Raw genomic sequence first — 15,551 nt, forward strand, 5'->3', positions numbered from 1 at the left:
CCGAACGCGCTACTTCGCGGTCCTTCTGTGGCGGAAGGTGAAGGGGGGGCATGGGGGTGCCGGGAATTACGCGGGGCGGTGTTCCGGGATTACTGGTGACGGGGCGCTATCGGCTCATCGAAAGCATTGGCCAAGGAGGAATGGGGCGGGTGTGGCGAGCCGCCGACGACATGCTCGACCGGCAGGTGGCCGTCAAGGAAATGCGCATCGACGGCCTCGACCCGGAGGACACCCGGACCCGCAGGCAGCGAACCCTGCGCGAGGCCAGGGCGACAGCGCGCATCGACCACCCCAACGTCGTGCGGATCTACGACGTCGTGGACGAGGGCGAGCGGCTGTGGATCGTGATGGAACTCGTCGACGGCCGTTCCCTTGAGCGGATCCTCGTCGAGGGCGGCCCGCTGGACGTACGGGAGACGGCGCGGATCGGCCTCGAACTGCTCGCGGCGCTGGGCCAGGTGCACGCCGGGGGAGTCCTGCACCGGGACATCAAGCCGGCCAATGTCCTCGTCGAGCACGCCGGCCGCCACCGGGTGGTCCTCACCGACTTCGGCATCGCCGCCATCCAGGACGCCGAGGCGCTGACGATGGCGGGGATGCTCGTCGGCTCCCCCGACTACATGGCACCCGAACGTGTCTCCGGCCGCCCCCAGGGCCCTCCCTCCGACCTGTGGTCCCTCGGCGCGACCCTGTGCGCGGCCCTCGGCGGTCACTCCCCGTTCTCCCGCGCCACGACCTACGCCACGCTGCACGCCGTCCTCTACGAGGAGCCGGACATCCCGTCCGGCGCGGGGGAGTTGCGCGGGATTCTGGCCGCCCTGCTGGACAAGGACCCCGGGGCGCGGCCGGAGCTGGACGAGGTCGCGCGGGTTCTGGGGCGGGTCGCGGAGGTCGGAACCGACGAGGCTCTGACCGAGGTGGGCGGGGCGGTCGCTCAGAGCGCTGGGGCTGACACCTCCCCGTCCGGCACGGGCGCGGGCGGCGTGGGCGCGGCCGGAGTCGATGAGGCGGCGCACGAGGCCGTAGAGGCGGGGGCCGGGGAGTCCGAGCGAGCGGCCGGAGGACTGGAGGGTCATCGCACGGGGGCCGGGGCGGACGTGACCTGGCCGAAGGCCCCGGCGGAGCCGGACGCGGGTGAGCCTCACGGGCTTCACGGGCCTCACAGGGTTCACAGGGTTCACGGGCCTCATGGGCCGGATGCGGGCGCGTCGGGGGCACCGTCGCGGCGAACGCCACCACCGGACCCGCGCCCGGACCCTCCCGACTACCCGGGCACCGCACCGGAGCCCGCGCCGGCGCCCGCGGACGATGCCGGAGGCGTACGGCGTACCCCCACCCTGCGGAACCCACCCGCCCCGGAGAAGACCGCGCCCCCCACCACCCAACGGCCCGCGGGCCCCGAACCCCCACCGGCGCTCCCCGTCGTCGGGAACGCCTCCTCCGAGGCACCCTCCGAGAGCACCCCCGAACTCCCCTCCGAGGGCGCCCGACCGGGCCCCGGCCTCTGGGCGAGCGGCGTCCAGGCGGAACGACCCGAGCCCACGTCCTCACCGACCGGGACCGCACCCGCACCGGAAGCCGAAGCCGAAGCCGAAGCCGAAGTCGAAGCCGGAGTCGAAGCCGAAGCCGAGGCCGAAGCCGGAGAGGGCCGTCCCGTCCGCCCGCCCCCTACGCGGTGGAGCAGGCGCCGCACCGGCATCGTGGCAGCCATGGGCGTGGCCGTTGCCGGAGCCGTCGCCGCGCTCGTCATCCCGGCGGTCGGCGGGTCGCCGGACGGTGGTCCACCGGACGGCAAGGGGACATCCCCCACGGCACCGTCGGCGGTCACCTCCGGCCCCACCGGCGACCTCGACCGGGACCGGGACCGGGACCCCGACCAGGACCCCGACCGTGACTCCTCCTCCCCGCCGCCCACCGTCGCCGGCACCTCGCGCCCGCCCAGCGTCCCGGCGGGGGCCGAGCGCGAGGCCGGGCTGTACGCGTGGGTCCCGCCCCAGGGCTGGCAGCGGGTGGCGCAGAGCGGCGCCGAGGTGCACTACACCTCGCCCGACCGCCGGCAGGAGATCCTGGCCAACGCCTCCCCCGCCCAGGGCGACCTGTTGAGGCAGTGGCGGGACAAGGAGGAACAGGACACCAGCAAGGGTCTCGACTACCGCAGGATCCGCCTGGAGGAGACAACGTTCCGCGGCGCGCCCGCCGTCGTGTGGGAGTACACGGTCACGGCCAGGGGCCTGCCCTGGCACGTCCGGCTGCTCGGCTTCCGCTCGGGCGGCACGTCCTACGAGATCAGCACCTGGTACGCCCCGGACATCGAGGAGCGCGCCCTGCCGACGTACGAGCGCGTGCGGGACAGTTTCACGCCCCTGTGACTCGTACACCACCTGGGCGCGCGTCTGTGCGCCCGGAGACACCACGGGGTCCGGCAGCCGGAACTGCCGGACCCCGACAACTGTCGCCGCGACGACAGGCGCGGTCGTCGCGCCGCACCCCGCTCAGCTCCCGTCGCCGCCCGGTGCCCCGGCCTTGGCGTCCGCCACCTTCGCCGAGGACTCCGAGGGTGCCGGGGCTTCCGCGGACCCCGCGGCCTCCGGCTTCGCGGATCCGGCGCCGCCCCGCAGCTTCTCCTTGACCAGCGAGATCCCGACCACGATGGCCGCCACCAGCAGCGACAGCAGGAGGATTTCGCGGTTGTCGTGCTCGGTGTCGGTCAGCATGTAACCCAGAACGAAGACGATCAACGCGATCGTCGCCCAGGTCAGATACGGGTACAGCCACATCCGGACGACCAGCTTCTCCGGCGCCTCACGCTGGATGATCTTCCGCATCCGCAGCTGCGAGAAGCAGATCACCAGCCAGACGAACAGGGCCACAGCGCCGGAGGAGTTGACGAGGAAGAGGAAGACCGAGTCCGGGTACGCGTAGTTGAAGTAGACCGCCACGAACCCGAAGACGACCGAGCACAGGATCGCCGCCATCGGCACGCCACGCGCGTTCGTCCGGGCGAACGCCTTCGGCGCGTCACCGCGCGAGCCGAGCGAGAACGCCATCCGGGAGGCCGTGTAGAGACCAGAGTTGAGGCAGGACAGCACCGACGTCAGCACGATGAAGTTCATGATCTGGCCGGCGTGCGCGATGCCCAGGGAGTCCAGTGCCGCGACGTACGACCCGTCCTTTTCAATGGACGGGTCGTTCCACGGCAGCAGCGTCACCACGACGAAGATCGAGCCAAGGTAGAAGACGGCGATACGCCAGATGATGCTGTTGGTGGCCTTGGTGACCGCCTGCTGCGGGTTCTCCGACTCGCCGGCCGCCAGGGTGGCGATCTCGGTGCCCATGAAGGAGAAGACGACGAGAAGGACACCGACGAGGATCGCGCCCGGTCCGTTCGGCAGGAAGCCGCTGTGGTCGGTGAGGTTGGACAACCCGGCCTTGTCGGAGTCGACGCCCGGCAGCACCCCGAAGACGGCGAGCCCGCCCACGACGATGAACGCGGCGATCGCGACGACCTTGATCCCCGCGAACCAGAACTCGAACTCTCCGTACGAGCCGACCGACACCAGGTTCGTGGCGGTCAGCACCACCATCACGATGAGCGCCCAACCCCACTGCGGTACCTGCGGGATCCACCCTTCGAGGATCTCGGCGCCGGCGGTGGCCTCCACGGCGAGCACGACGACCCAGAAGAACCAGTAAAGCCAGCCGATCGAGAACCCGGCCCAGCGCCCGAGCGCGCGGTCCGCGTGGGCGGAGAAGGACCCGGACGTCGGATTGGCGGCCGACATCTCGCCGAGCATCCGCATCACGAGGACGACCAACGTCCCCACGAGGGCGTAGGACAGCAGGATGCCGGGGCCCGCGGTGGCGATACCGGAGCTGGACCCTACGAAGAGGCCGGCACCGATGACGCCACCGATGGCGATCATGGACAGATGTCGGTTCTTGAGTCCGGCCTGGAGGCCGCTGCCGGGCTCTCCGTGGTCGCCTGGGCCGTTTCCGGCCGTCGCTTTCGTGGTCGGCTGCGAAGTCATGGGGAGTTTCCTTTGCGCCGCTGGTGGGACAAGGCCAGAACACCCGTGATGTCTGGCGCGATGTGGTGTTGCGTCTCGTGGCGCCTGCCCCCTGATGGGGCCCTCCATGACTCCCGTGAGAACGGGTCACAGGGGCGGTGAGGTCCCTGCGCGGTGGCGGGCGCCAGACCACAACCGGAATTGAACAAGTCGGTCCAGTGAATCGGAGGTCTAGGAAATCATGAACCTTTGAATCCAGATCGTTACTTGAGGTTTTCTTGAGGTTTGATGGTGTTGCCTGGGTTTTTCGCTCCAGGCCCCCCGGAGGGCCATGGCGAAACAGGCGTGTCACACTCGGACCATGCGCGTCTACCTCGGCTCCGATCACGCCGGCTACGAACTGAAGAATCACCTCGTCGACTGGCTCAGGGCCGCCGGGCACGAGCCCGTGGACTGCGGGCCCCACATCTACGACGCCCAGGACGACTACCCGCCCTTCTGCCTCCGCGCCGCCGAGAGGACGGCCGCCGACCCGGGGTCCCTCGGCATCGTGATCGGCGGCTCCGGAAACGGGGAGCAGATCGCGGCCAACAAGGTGACGGGCGTGCGCGCGGCCCTCGCCTGGAGCGTGGAGACCGCGTCGCTGGGGCGCGAGCACAACGACGCCAACGTCATCGCCGTCGGTGCGCGCATGCACACCCAGGAGGAGGCGACGAAGTTCGTCGAGACCTTCCTCCACACGCCTTTCTCTGGTGACGCACGCCACATCCGCCGGATCGACATGCTGTCGGCCTACGAAACCACGGGCGACCTCCCCCCGATCCCGCCCCACCACCCCCAGCAGTAGGGACACGCCGACCAGGCCAATGAGGCGCGGGACCGTTCCCTTCAGGGGCGCGGGGACCTGCGCGTCTCATAGGGGCGCGGGGCTGTACCGATATGCGGCTCCGCCGCGTGAGCGCGACCAGCCACACACAACCCGCAGCCAACCCACCCATCCCCAGCCCCGAGGGGGGCATGGGGGCGCAGCCCCCAGGGATGGGACGGGGTAGGGGCGGCGGGGGCGAAGAAAAACGCTCCTGCCCCCGCACACGCCACCCACAGAACCGCCGGAGGCCCCCGTGCCGGAAGGACACACCATCCACCGCCTGGCCCAGGACTACGCCAGGGCCTTCACCGGCGGACCCACCCGCGTCACCAGCCCCCAGGGCAAGTTCACCGACGCCGCAGCCCTCCTCACCGGCACGGAACTCACCACCGCCGAAGCCCACGGCAAGCACCTCTTCCTCCGCTTCGGCCCGGAGGACATCGCGGATGGCGGCGACTGGATCCACATCCACCTCGGCCTCTTCGGCAAGGTCACCTTCGGCCCCGCCCCGGCACCCCCACCCACCGACACGGTCCGTCTCCGCCTCGCCAACGACACGACGTACGTGGACCTCCGCGGCCCCACCGCCTGCGCGCTGATCACCGACGCCGAGAAGCAGGCCATACACGACCGCCTCGGCCCCGACCCCCTCCGTCCGGACGCCGACCCCTCAGCCGCGTACCGCCGCATCTCCCGCAGCCGTACGACGATCGCCGCCCTCCTCATGGACCAGAAGGTCATCGCGGGCGTGGGCAACGTCTACCGCGCCGAGGTCCTCTTCCGGCACGGCATCGACCCGTACCGCCCCGGAAAGGACGTCACCCCCCGGGAATGGAAGGCGATCTGGGCCGACCTCGTCGAGCTCATGCGTGAGGGCGTGCGCAACAACCGCATCGACACCGTCCGCCCGGAACACACCCCGGAGGCCATGGGCCGACCGCCCCGCGTCGACGACCACGGCGGCGAGGTGTACGTGTACCGCAGGGCCACCCTGCCCTGTCACATCTGTGGCGGCGAGATCCGCACCGCCGATCTCGCCGCCCGCAACCTCTTCTGGTGCCCCACCTGCCAACAGAGGTGAACGCACCGTCAGAACCCAGAGGCGAGCGCGCCGCTCCGCCCCCGTACCGTGAACGCGCTCTCAGAACCCGTGCGGCAGCCAGGGCGCCACAGCCGACGAGAAGCCCACCGACGCCTCCGCCAGCGCACCCTGCCTGAGCTCCCGCACCCGCCCGGCCGCCGCCAGCGACGCCAGGCTCACCCCGCCCAGATACGCCGCCCCCAACTCCCGTACGGACAGGGTGAGATCAGCGGCGTCGTCCGTCCGCACGCAGCTCGCGCCCTTCGCGTCACCCGTGAGCCGCCAACGCCCCTCGTTCCAGGGGCAGAACGCGTCCTCGACCTCGAACACCACGTCCACCGGCGCCTGGTACGTCCGCGCCTCCAGCGCCGCGCCCACGTCCACGAGCCGTACGTACAGGGAGTCCCTCATCCGTACCTGGCAGCGCCGGATGTCGGACACCATGTGCAGCCACGGCTCGTCGACCGGCCGTCCGTACGCGACGACCTTCGACGTCAGGTCGATGTCGAAGAGGAACCGCCACAGGGCCGCGTGCGCGGCCGGGTCGAGGGCCTCCAAGTCCCGCAGGTGCACGGTGTTCCGTGCCCCGGAGTGGTCCCAGTCGCCCTTGATGCGGAAGCGGGCATAGCCCACGACCTCCTCTCCTCTCTCGGCGACCACGCACTGCAGCGGCGACTGCCCGTCCCGGCTGCTCTCCGGGTCCAGCAGCCCCAGCCGCTCCCAGCCGGGCCGCCGCGTCAGCATCCCCGGCCGCTCGGGCACCCGCCGCGCGTACACCGCCTCACACGCGTCCAGGACCTCGGCCGGCGGCGCGTACCGCAGGTGTACGTCGTCGGTGCCGGGTGGCACCGACAGCCGTACGCGGGTGGTGTCCACCTCGACGTGGTACTGGTGCGTGGCCGCGCCGTAACCGAACCGGCCGTAGATGACGGGCTCCGAGGCGGTCAGCACCGCGAGGGGCTCACCCCAGGAGCGGACGTCGTCCAACTGCCGCCGCATCATGGCCCGTAGCAGTCCGCGCCGCCGGTGCGTGGCCGCGACGCTCACCATCGTGATGCCCGCGGCCGGGACCAGGGCGCCGCCCGGGACGGTGACGCGGAAGGTGAACGCGCCCGCCGTGCCCACGCATTGGTCGCCGTCCCAGACACCGATGGAGCGGTCGTGCTCCGTGAGGCCGTCCCACAACTCGCGTTCCTCGGCCGGCTCGGGCACGCCGCCGAAGGCGCGGATGAGGTTGCCGTACCAAACGTTCCAGTCGGACTTCCGCAGCACCCGCAAGTCAGTCGCCATACGCCATGCCTATCAGCACAATCGGGGCCGGGCTAACAATTTTCGCGCGACCTGTCGGAGTGCGGGGCCGTCCGGTCCATGTCGTCCCTCCACGTGATATCTGTGTGAGATTCGTCGTGAACCGGCCCTCGGAAGGGGGACAAGTAGGACCTCCCGTGCACAAGAGCTGGTCCGATCGATAAGGTCCCGAACAATGGCAGCAGGACGAGAGCGGCGCGCGGAGGCCGAGACGTTCACGGCCCGGTTGAAGAAACTGGCTCACCGGGTCCGCACCGGCGTGCGCAAATCCGCCGTCGACTACTTCCGGGGTGACGGCTCCGACTGGGTCGCCCTCGCCGGTCTGATGCTGCTGATCCCCGTGATCGCCGCGTGCACGATGGCCAACTCGGTGTGGGTCTCCCCGGCGGTCCTGGTCCTTCCGATCGTGGCGGGCGGCCTGCTGCTGCGCCCGGCCAGCCTGTTGGCGCTGTACGCGGCTGCCGCGACCGCGTTGATAGTGGAGTCCGTGCAGCTCGGCCCGTACACGGAGGGCCCGTCCCGGGTGACACCGGGCATCGTGCTCGTCGTCGCCGCCTGTGGCTTCTTCGGACTCCTCATCGCACAGTTCCGCAGCCGGGTCGGTGTCCCCTGGCGGCGGGGCGGCACGATGCTCTTCGACCTGCGTGAACGCATCCGTGTCCAGAGCAAGTTGCCGCAGCTGCCGTTGGGCTGGCACCGCGAGATGGCGCTGCGGCCGGCGGGCGGACAGTCCTTCTCGGGCGACTTCGTGGTCGCGGCCCGTACCAACGGCGGCCGCACGCTGGAGGTCGTCCTCACGGACGTCTCGGGCAAGGGCATGGACGCGGGCTCCCGCGCGCTGCTCCTCTCCGGTGCCTTCGGCGGCCTGCTGGGATCGCTCCCACCCCATGCCTTCCTCCCCGCCGCGAACGGCTACCTCCTCCGTCAGGACTGGGACGAGGGCTTCGCCACCTCGATCCACCTCGTCCTGGATCTGGACTCGGGCGACTACGAACTCTTCTCCGCCGGGCACCCGCCCGGGCTCCAACTCAGCGCGGGCAGCGGCCGCTGGGAGGAGAAGGCCGCGGAGGGTCCGCTGCTGGGCGTCTACGACGGCGCCCAGTTCGACCCCGTCAAGGGCTCTCTCCGGCCCGGCGACGTCCTGATGCTCTTCACGGACGGGCTGGTCGAGACGTCCGACCGCGACATCGTGGAAGGCATCGACCGTCTCACGGGCGAGGCCGACCGGTACGTGGCCGGAGGCTTCCACGGCGCCGCCTGGCACCTCATCGAAGCGGTGGCCAAGGACGTGAACGACGACCGAGCCCTGCTCCTGATCTGCCGAGAGGGCCCAACGAGCCCTCGCTGACCGAGACGAAGGCGGGGCTTGGGCGGAGCCTCTGAGGCCGGGACGCGCAGGGGCGGCGGGGGCGAGCCCCCCTCGGGGAACCCTCAGCCACCCACCAGCCCCCTCGCCCCCTAACCCACCAACGGTGACTGGGACACCTCACCCTCCCGTCGCCCCGGCAGCACCCGGGCCAACCAGTGCGACCGAACCGCCGTCAGGGGCCCCAGAACGGCCAGCAGCAGCACATAGCCCGCTATGAAGGGGGGCAGCCGGTCATCCAGCCCCGCACCGGCCGCCATCGTCGCGAGAATCAACGCGAACTCTCCCCGGGCCAGCAACGTCGTGGAGATGTTGGCCGTCGCCCCGGCCCCGAAGCCGTACACACGAGCCGCCCCCACCCCCGCCAGCACATTCATCGCCATCGTCAAGGCCACCGCGGCCAGCACCGGCCACACCACGACCGGGAGATGACCAGGATCGATCGAGAGCCCGAACGCGAAGAAGAAGATCGCCCCGAAGGCGTCCCGCAGCGGATGCACGAGCTTGCGTATCCGCGCCCCCGACGCCGTACTCCCCAGCATCAGACCCACCATGAACGCCCCGATCGCGTCCGCCACCCCGAACCACTCCGACACCCCGGCCACGAACACCGCCGCCCCGAGGAAGGAGATCACGAGCAACTCGTCGTCCCGTGTGGAGAACAGACGCCCCACCACACGCGTCCCGAACCGCGCCACCAACGCCAGGAGCAGCAGGAACCCGAACGCCTTGCCCGCGTCCAGCACCGCCGACGACAGCGAGTCAGCCCCGGACAGGATCGGCTGCAGCGCCGCGAGGTAGAGGGCGAGGAAGATGTCCTCCACCACGATGATCCCGAGTATGGGCTTGGTCTCCGCGTTGCCGAGCCGCTCCGTGTCCACCAGCACCTTGGTGACGATCGCGGACGACGAGATCCCGAGCACCCCGGCGAGGACCAGCGCCTCCGAGGTGCCCCACCCGAGGGCGAACCCGAAGCCCAGCCCCGCGCCCACGTTCAACGCGAGGTACGTGCCCCCGGCGAGCGCCATGCGCCGGCCGCCCGCCTTGAGGTCGTCCATGTGGAACTCGAGGCCCAGGTAGAAGAGCAGCAGCACCAGGCCGAGCGCGGAGAGCATCTCCATGTCGTGCGGATCCGAGAGGAGCACGACTCCGGGCGTGTGCGGGCCGAGCAGGATCCCGGCCAGGATGAAGAGGGGAATGGTGGGCAGTCCTATGCGCCCGCCGAGGCGCGCGAGGACCGCGGCGGCGAGGAAAGCGCCGCCCATGGCGATGAGCGTGTCTGCGTGTCCGATGGGCTCGTCCTCCAGTTCAGCCAGTTCAGCCAGGCCGGTCGGTTCGGTAAAGGAAGCGTCAAGAACGCGTCAATAGTTACTTTACCAAAGTATCCCGGAGGTGCGGTGAGTTATCCACAGCCTGCAGACTGGGCCCGTGACCCTCCTGACGCTCACCGAAGTCGAGGCCCTCGCCCGCAACGCACACGCCACCCAGACCGACAAGGCCGGACGCCCCTACGCGGAACACCTGCGGGCCGTGGCCGAGGGTGTCCGGGCTCGCGGCGGTGACGAGGAGCAGATCGCGGCGGCCTGGCTGCATGACGCGCTGGAGGACGACGCGCTGTCGGAGGAGTGGCTGCGCGACGCCGCCCTGACGGACCGTACGAAGGACGTCGTGCGGGCGCTCACCAAACGGCCCGGAGAATCCCCTGAGGCGTACGCGGCGCGCATCCTCGCCACCCCGGGCGCCCTCCTGGTCAAGGAGTCCGACCTCGCGCACAACGCCGATCCCGCCCGGCTCGCGGTCCTTGACGAGGTGACCCGCGCCCGGCTGCAGAAGAAGTACGCCCATATGCGAAGCCTCCTCGGCCTGACGGCCGAGGAGGCTGGGCGCGAAGGGAGCTGAGAGGTCAGGCCTTGGCGTCGGCCCTGTCCGCCTTACCCGCCCTGTCGTTCTTGTCCGCCCTGCCGGCCTTGCCGCGCTCGCGCGCGAGCTCCGTCGCGTCCCGCTTGAAGGCCCATTCCATCTTCGGCTCCATGGCGAACCGGAACATCCGCTGCACCGGCGGGGTGCACAGCACGGTGATGACCGCGACCGCCAGCAAGGTGACGAAGATCTCGCCGACCGGCTGGTAGACCCAGTCGTAGGTGTCGTACCAGCCCCAGAAGCGCGACCCCTTGGCGAGGAAGCCGTGCAGCAGGTAGCCGTACAGCGTGCCCGCGCCGAGCACCGTGAACCACATCTTGCGGCGCGGAACCCAGGCGAAGAAGCAGGCCGTGAGCACCATGGAGCAGCCGAAGAGCGCGAGCGTCATGACGACGCCGGCCCACCACGGAGAGCCCAGCTCCTGCGCACTGTCACGGTGGTAGAACCACGCCGAGGTCATGCGCGGCGCCGCCCAGTAGGCGACCGCCAGGGCGAGCGCGAACACCGGCACCGACAGGATCCGCACCTCGCGGCGCCGCATCAGCTGGAAGTGCTCCGGCTTCATGCACAGGCCCGCCACGAAGAACGGCATGAACTGCAGGGCGCGCTGGAGGTCCAGGTCGTCGCCGATGTCGGGTGAGACGGAGGCGAGGACGGCGATGCCGAGCGCGAGCGGCACGGGCCAGCGCACGACCTTCCACAGCGGGGTCGTCATCCGCCACACGAACAGCGCGATCAGGAACCAGGTGAGGTACCACGGGTCGAGCAGGCTGATCGGATGGCCCGGGTCGTCGTCGGCCCAGCGCTTGAAGAAGGAGTACGCGACCTCGAAGACCACGTACGGGACGGCCACGCCGGTGATCAGACGCCGCAGCCGGTCGGGGCGCATGTCGAAACTGCGCGAGAAATAACCGGAGATGACGATGAACGCCGGCATGTGGAAGGTGTAGACGACCATGTAGAGCGCCTCGGCGGCGCGGCTGTGGCCGGTGAGGGGCTGCCAGGCGTGGCCCATCGCGACGAGCACGATGGCCAGGTACTTGGCGTTGTCGAAGAACGCGTCGCGCTGTTTGACCGGTCTGGCGTCCGGCACGGCGCCGGCGGCCGGCCGTGTCGTGTGGGGGGAACGCGGGCTCGGCACTCCGTCCGTCGACTGCTGAGCCGGGGGGAGCGGCGCCCTGGGGCCGTGCGGTCGCAGCGAGTTCGTCACAGACCCTCCCACCGGGAAGTCCGGGGGGTGGTCCGGGCACTCGCTGCGCGTGCGGGGGACGAGGCAGCGGTGAACATCTGAGGCACCCTAGCGTTGTCTGTGGGATTTCGTAAAACCCTCGACGTGATTCCTGGATTACCGCCTTCGGATACCCGGATTTGGGGAAGAGGTGCAGGTGATTGCTGTCACGTCACCGCGCCCATTGTTGCCCTTCTGTCCGCATTCTTCCGGACTAAATGGTGCATAACGTTCGCGGGCGACTCTGGCGAAATGTCCGCTTCCTCGGGGTCCTTGACGCGCCTGTGGCGACAATTGGAATTAGCTGAGGAGGGGATGTGTGTGCAGCGAAATGATCACCCGGAATTCGACTGCGGGTGACCCCTCGAATTGCCGTGCGATGAGCGGCCGTTGGGGGTGAGGGGGTGAGGGTCGCGCAGGGGGACCGGTCAACGTTGGCCCACGTGCCGCATAGGTGAGCCGCGTTGGTGGCACGATGGTTCCGACGGGGGTGCGCGGGGACGGCACTCCCGGGCCGGGTGAGCGGACCGACGAGGGTGTGATGAGTTGTGGCCATTTCGCTGTCAGTGGTGCTGCTGTTGGCGATCATCCTGGTGGTGTTGGTGCGAGGGGGGAATCTCAAGGCCGGACCCGCGGTGGTCGCCGTGCTCTTCGGCTTCTTCCTCGCCTCGACCGGCATGGCCGACGACATCCAGAGGTTCCTCAACTCCATAGCCGAGACGATCAACTCGATCCAGTTCTAGCCCTGCTTCCGGCCTCGCGGTCGCGGCCCCCGGCGGCCGCGTCCGGCACACCCACTCGCGATCACCTGTGAGCGAGGGCTGGGGGGCGGGGGCCGGGAGCGCCCGCGTGCCGCACTCCCGGGTGGTCACACTCCGCGTCCAGAGGATCTCGTTCCGCGGGCCGCGAGAGGGAACGGGGCGGGGCCGCCTCGCCGCCCCGGGCGCAGGGCATGCGGGGGCCACGGACTGAAACAGAGTTCCCGAAAACGATCAGGGCCAGGCGGAGGAAGTGCCCTCCGACCTGGCCCTGAGCCGTATGGAGCGGGCGACGGGAATCGAACCCGCGTAGCTAGTTTGGAAGACTAGGGCTCTACCATTGAGCTACGCCCGCACAGGTCGCGCCGCAGGTCAGGTGACCGCGGCACAGAAGGCATCGTAGCGGGTCGGGCACCCTCACCGCACACCCCGTTTCCCGGTCGCGCCGGTTGCGGGGCTCCCGCTCGTGAAATGCGGGAGTCCCACCGCCTGCGGCCATGTACCCTACGTGTCGCACCAGACGGGGTGTGGCGCAGCTTGGTAGCGCGTCCGCTTTGGGAGCGGAAGGCCGTGGGTTCAAATCCCGCCACCCCGACCACCAGCCGGAACCCGCCCCGCCCGGGTGGCCCGGAGCGCCCAGCTCATCTTTTGGGGGCGCGAACCGCCTGCGGTTACTATGCAAGCTGCGCGCCCGTGTGTCTGCACTGTTACGTCTCTCAGGGCCCGCGAATCCGCTGAGGCTCTGCTCCGGTCGTCCGGACCGGCGGCAGCGATCAGCAGAAACCCAAGAAGTCAGCCACAAGGAGACCGAACCGTGAAGAGCGCCGTGGAGACCCTGAACCCGACCAGGGTTCGGCTCACTGTCGAGGTGCCCTTCGAGGAGCTCAAGGACAGCCTCGACGCGGCGTACAAGAAGATCAACCAGCAGGTCACGGTGAAGGGCTTCCGCAAGGGCAAGATCCCGGCCCGGGTCATCGACCAGCGCTTCGGTCGCGGCGCCGTGCTGGAGGAGGCCGTCAACGACGCGCTTCCGAAGCTCTACACCGAGGCGGTCAACGAGGCCGAGCTGAACGTCCTCGGCCAGCCCGAGGTCGACATCACGGAGCTGAAGGACGGCGAGATGCTGAACTTCACCGCCGAGGTCGACGTCCGCCCCACCATCGAGATCCCGGACTACTCCGGTATCGAGGTCGAGGTCGACGCTGTCGAGGTCACGGACGAGGACATCGCGAAGTCGGTCGAGCAGCTCCGTGAGCGCTTCGCCTCGACGTCCCCCGTCGAGCGCGCCGCCGAGGACGGCGACGTCGTGACGATCGACCTGGAGGCCAAGGTCGACGGTGAGGTGCTGGAGGACGGCGTCGCGAACGGCGTCTCCTACACCATCGGCTCCGGCGAGCTGCTGGATGGCATCGACGACGCCGTGAAGGGCCTGGAGGCCGGTGGCGAGACCACCTTCACCTCCGAGCTCAAGGGTGGCTCGGCGGCCGGCAAGGAGGCCGAGGTGACGGTCAAGGTCACCCAGGTCGCCGCCCGGGAGCTGCCGGAGCTGGACGACGAGTTCGCGCAGCTCGCGTCCGAGTTCGACACGCTGGAGGAGCTGAAGGCGGACAGCCGCAAGCGCCTCGAGAACATGAAGCAGTACGACCAGGCCACGCAGGCCCAGGAGCGCGTCCTGGAGAAGCTGCTGGAGCTCGTCGAGGTGCCCGTCCCCGAGAAGCTGCTCGAGGACGAGATCAACACCCGCAAGCACAACCTGGAGCACCACCAGCTCGGCCAGATGGGCCTCGACCTCGAGAAGTACCTGGAGCTCCAGGGCAAGACCGCCGAGGAGTTCGAGGAGGAGACCCGCGAGGCCGCGGTCAAGGGCATCAAGACCCAGTTCGTCCTCGACGAGCTGGTCTCCAGGGAGAAGCTGAACGTCAACCAGGAGGAGCTGACGGAGCACCTGATGCGCCGTGCCGCCTCCTCCGGGATGTCGCCCGACCAGTTCGCCCAGGCGGTCGTCGAGGGCGGCCAGGTTCCGCTCCTCGTCGGCGAGGTCGCCCGCGGCAAGGCCCTGGCCCTGGTCGTCGAGGCCGCCACGGTCAAGGACACCAACGGCGAGGTCGTCGACCTGGACGACGAGGACGAGGAGGACACCGAGGGCTCCGCCGAGACGGCCGAGTCCGCGGAGGGCTCCGCCGAGACCCCGGCCGAGGACAAGCCCGAGGCCTGACCTGCCGGCACCCGCAGCACACCCCTGACGGGCCCCGAGAGGCGCATCCGCGCCCTCTCGGGGCCCGTCGGCGTCCGTACGCCGCCGCGCTCGCTCGCTCGCACGTGCGGGTGGGCGCTGCGTGCGCGCGTGCTCTGTCCCGCCGTCGTGGTGTGGGCGCCGCGCCGCCGCGCTCGCACGGGCTGCTGGTGCGTACGCGGCTTTCCCGCCGTGGAGGGGCGCCGGTGGTTCGCTCGTGGGTCGGGGGCGCGCCGGGAGGTCTCCGTACTCGGTCCGGCGGTGCTGAGGGTGCGAGAGGCGGCGGCGGACGCCGGCCGCTGCGGGCGGACACCTCCCGGCACACCCCCTTCCGCGCGTACCCGTCTGCCGGTGCGCGGTGCGCGGTGCGCGGTGCGCGGTGCGCGGTGCGCGGTGCGCGGTGTGGTTTGTGCACGGGTGGCGGGTGGCGGGTCGCGTGCAGGCCGTGCGTGGCCGGTGGTGGGTGCTCGTGCGCGGTGGGTGGCGTGTGGCGGTTCGCGGTGGTGGACCCCGGGAGCGGTGCGCTGCGCTTCCGGGTACGCCCGTGTTCTTCGGGGGCGCGGGGAACTGCGCGACAAGCCACGATGAAGTCGCAGTCGCCCACGCACAGGACACCGGCTGACGAGACCGCCGGACGGGGCCCGGGGCGGAGCCCCGTGGCGGCGCCCACGAGTAAGGGGGCCGCTCAAAGGCAGGGCGCGCCCGGAGGCCCCGCGAACCCAGCGGAGCGCATGCGCTGACAGCGAACAGTTCCCTCTGCGGGATTCGCCGGAGGGACCCGC

11 protein-coding genes and 2 tRNA genes are annotated in these 15,551 nt (G+C 70.2%); 8 read left to right on the forward strand and 5 right to left on the reverse strand.

Going from position 1 to position 15,551, the window contains the following annotated elements; translation table 11 throughout:
* Window positions 1-50: 50 nt before the first annotated feature.
* Entirely contained in the window at window positions 51-2,369 is a 2,319-nt protein-coding gene (locus ACZ49J_RS01370; protein ID WP_467455543.1) for a serine/threonine-protein kinase, read from the forward strand.
* A gap of 123 nt (window positions 2,370-2,492) precedes the next feature.
* Here the strand turns inward: ACZ49J_RS01370 and ACZ49J_RS01375 are convergent, their stop codons facing one another.
* On the reverse strand, window positions 2,493-4,028 hold the full coding sequence (locus tag ACZ49J_RS01375; RefSeq protein ID WP_467455542.1) for an amino acid permease: 1,536 nt from the start codon (window positions 4,026-4,028) through the stop codon (window positions 2,493-2,495).
* A 340-nt stretch (window positions 4,029-4,368) separates the two neighbouring features.
* Between ACZ49J_RS01375 and ACZ49J_RS01380 the strand changes: the two genes are divergently transcribed.
* Both ACZ49J_RS01380 and ACZ49J_RS01385 read left to right on the forward strand, forming a co-directional pair.
* Window positions 4,369-4,854, forward strand: a complete 486-nt coding sequence (locus ACZ49J_RS01380; RefSeq protein WP_467455540.1) for a ribose-5-phosphate isomerase — start codon at window positions 4,369-4,371, stop codon at window positions 4,852-4,854.
* A 274-nt stretch (window positions 4,855-5,128) separates the two neighbouring features.
* Window positions 5,129-5,956 carry an Fpg/Nei family DNA glycosylase gene (locus ACZ49J_RS01385; RefSeq protein ID WP_467455539.1) on the forward strand — a complete coding sequence of 276 codons (828 nt, stop codon included), beginning with the start codon at window positions 5,129-5,131 and terminating at the stop codon, window positions 5,954-5,956.
* Between the two features lie 60 nt (window positions 5,957-6,016).
* On the opposite strand, the gene ACZ49J_RS01390 is transcribed toward ACZ49J_RS01385, so the two are convergent.
* Window positions 6,017-7,246, reverse strand: coding sequence for a GNAT family N-acetyltransferase (locus ACZ49J_RS01390; protein WP_467455537.1), 1,230 nt, complete (start codon window positions 7,244-7,246; stop codon window positions 6,017-6,019).
* A gap of 193 nt (window positions 7,247-7,439) precedes the next feature.
* On the opposite strand from ACZ49J_RS01390, the gene ACZ49J_RS01395 reads away from it, so the two are divergent.
* Window positions 7,440-8,612: a SpoIIE family protein phosphatase gene (locus ACZ49J_RS01395; protein WP_467455536.1), complete on the forward strand. Its 1,173-nt coding sequence runs from the start codon at window positions 7,440-7,442 to the stop codon at window positions 8,610-8,612.
* A 110-nt stretch (window positions 8,613-8,722) separates the two neighbouring features.
* Here ACZ49J_RS01395 and ACZ49J_RS01400 read toward each other — a convergent pair whose 3' ends face one another.
* Window positions 8,723-9,895 carry a cation:proton antiporter gene (locus ACZ49J_RS01400; protein ID WP_467455535.1) on the reverse strand — a complete coding sequence of 391 codons (1,173 nt, stop codon included), beginning with the start codon at window positions 9,893-9,895 and terminating at the stop codon, window positions 8,723-8,725.
* A 163-nt stretch (window positions 9,896-10,058) separates the two neighbouring features.
* On the opposite strand from ACZ49J_RS01400, the gene ACZ49J_RS01405 reads away from it, so the two are divergent.
* On the forward strand, window positions 10,059-10,529 hold the full coding sequence (locus ACZ49J_RS01405; RefSeq protein ID WP_467455534.1) for an HD domain-containing protein: 471 nt from the start codon (window positions 10,059-10,061) through the stop codon (window positions 10,527-10,529).
* Between the two features lie 4 nt (window positions 10,530-10,533).
* Here the strand turns inward: ACZ49J_RS01405 and ACZ49J_RS01410 are convergent, their stop codons facing one another.
* The gene (locus ACZ49J_RS01410; protein ID WP_467455533.1) at window positions 10,534-11,760 is read right to left on the reverse strand and encodes an acyltransferase family protein; all 1,227 of its coding nucleotides are present in this window, start codon (window positions 11,758-11,760) and stop codon (window positions 10,534-10,536) included.
* Window positions 11,761-12,326: 566 nt separating this feature from the next.
* Between ACZ49J_RS01410 and ACZ49J_RS01415 the strand changes: the two genes are divergently transcribed.
* The gene (locus tag ACZ49J_RS01415) at window positions 12,327-12,521 is read left to right on the forward strand and encodes a hypothetical protein (RefSeq protein ID WP_467455532.1); all 195 of its coding nucleotides are present in this window, start codon (window positions 12,327-12,329) and stop codon (window positions 12,519-12,521) included.
* 296 nt (window positions 12,522-12,817) lie between these two features.
* Here the strand turns inward: ACZ49J_RS01415 and ACZ49J_RS01420 are convergent.
* A tRNA-Gly gene (locus ACZ49J_RS01420) sits at window positions 12,818-12,891 on the reverse strand.
* Between the two features lie 166 nt (window positions 12,892-13,057).
* Here ACZ49J_RS01420 and ACZ49J_RS01425 point away from each other — a divergent pair.
* Window positions 13,058-13,134, forward strand: a tRNA-Pro gene (locus ACZ49J_RS01425).
* Between the two features lie 216 nt (window positions 13,135-13,350).
* The gene (tig, locus tag ACZ49J_RS01430; RefSeq protein WP_467455531.1) at window positions 13,351-14,751 is read left to right on the forward strand and encodes a trigger factor; all 1,401 of its coding nucleotides are present in this window, start codon (window positions 13,351-13,353) and stop codon (window positions 14,749-14,751) included.
* The last annotated feature ends 800 nt before the right edge of the window (window positions 14,752-15,551 follow it).

The organism is Streptomyces sp. NPDC030840 (assembly GCF_055572015.1).

Coding starts and splice junctions, on each gene's coding strand:
- ACZ49J_RS01370 (WP_467455543.1), top strand. CDS start 51: ATGGGGGTGCCGGGAATTACGCGGGGCGGTGTTCCGGGATTACTGGTG.
- ACZ49J_RS01375 (WP_467455542.1), bottom strand. CDS start 4,028: ATGACTTCGCAGCCGACCACGAAAGCGACGGCCGGAAACGGCCCAGGC.
- ACZ49J_RS01380 (WP_467455540.1), top strand. CDS start 4,369: ATGCGCGTCTACCTCGGCTCCGATCACGCCGGCTACGAACTGAAGAAT.
- ACZ49J_RS01390 (WP_467455537.1), bottom strand. CDS start 7,246: ATGGCGACTGACTTGCGGGTGCTGCGGAAGTCCGACTGGAACGTTTGG.
- ACZ49J_RS01395 (WP_467455536.1), top strand. CDS start 7,440: ATGGCAGCAGGACGAGAGCGGCGCGCGGAGGCCGAGACGTTCACGGCC.
- ACZ49J_RS01400 (WP_467455535.1), bottom strand. CDS start 9,895: ATGGGCGGCGCTTTCCTCGCCGCCGCGGTCCTCGCGCGCCTCGGCGGG.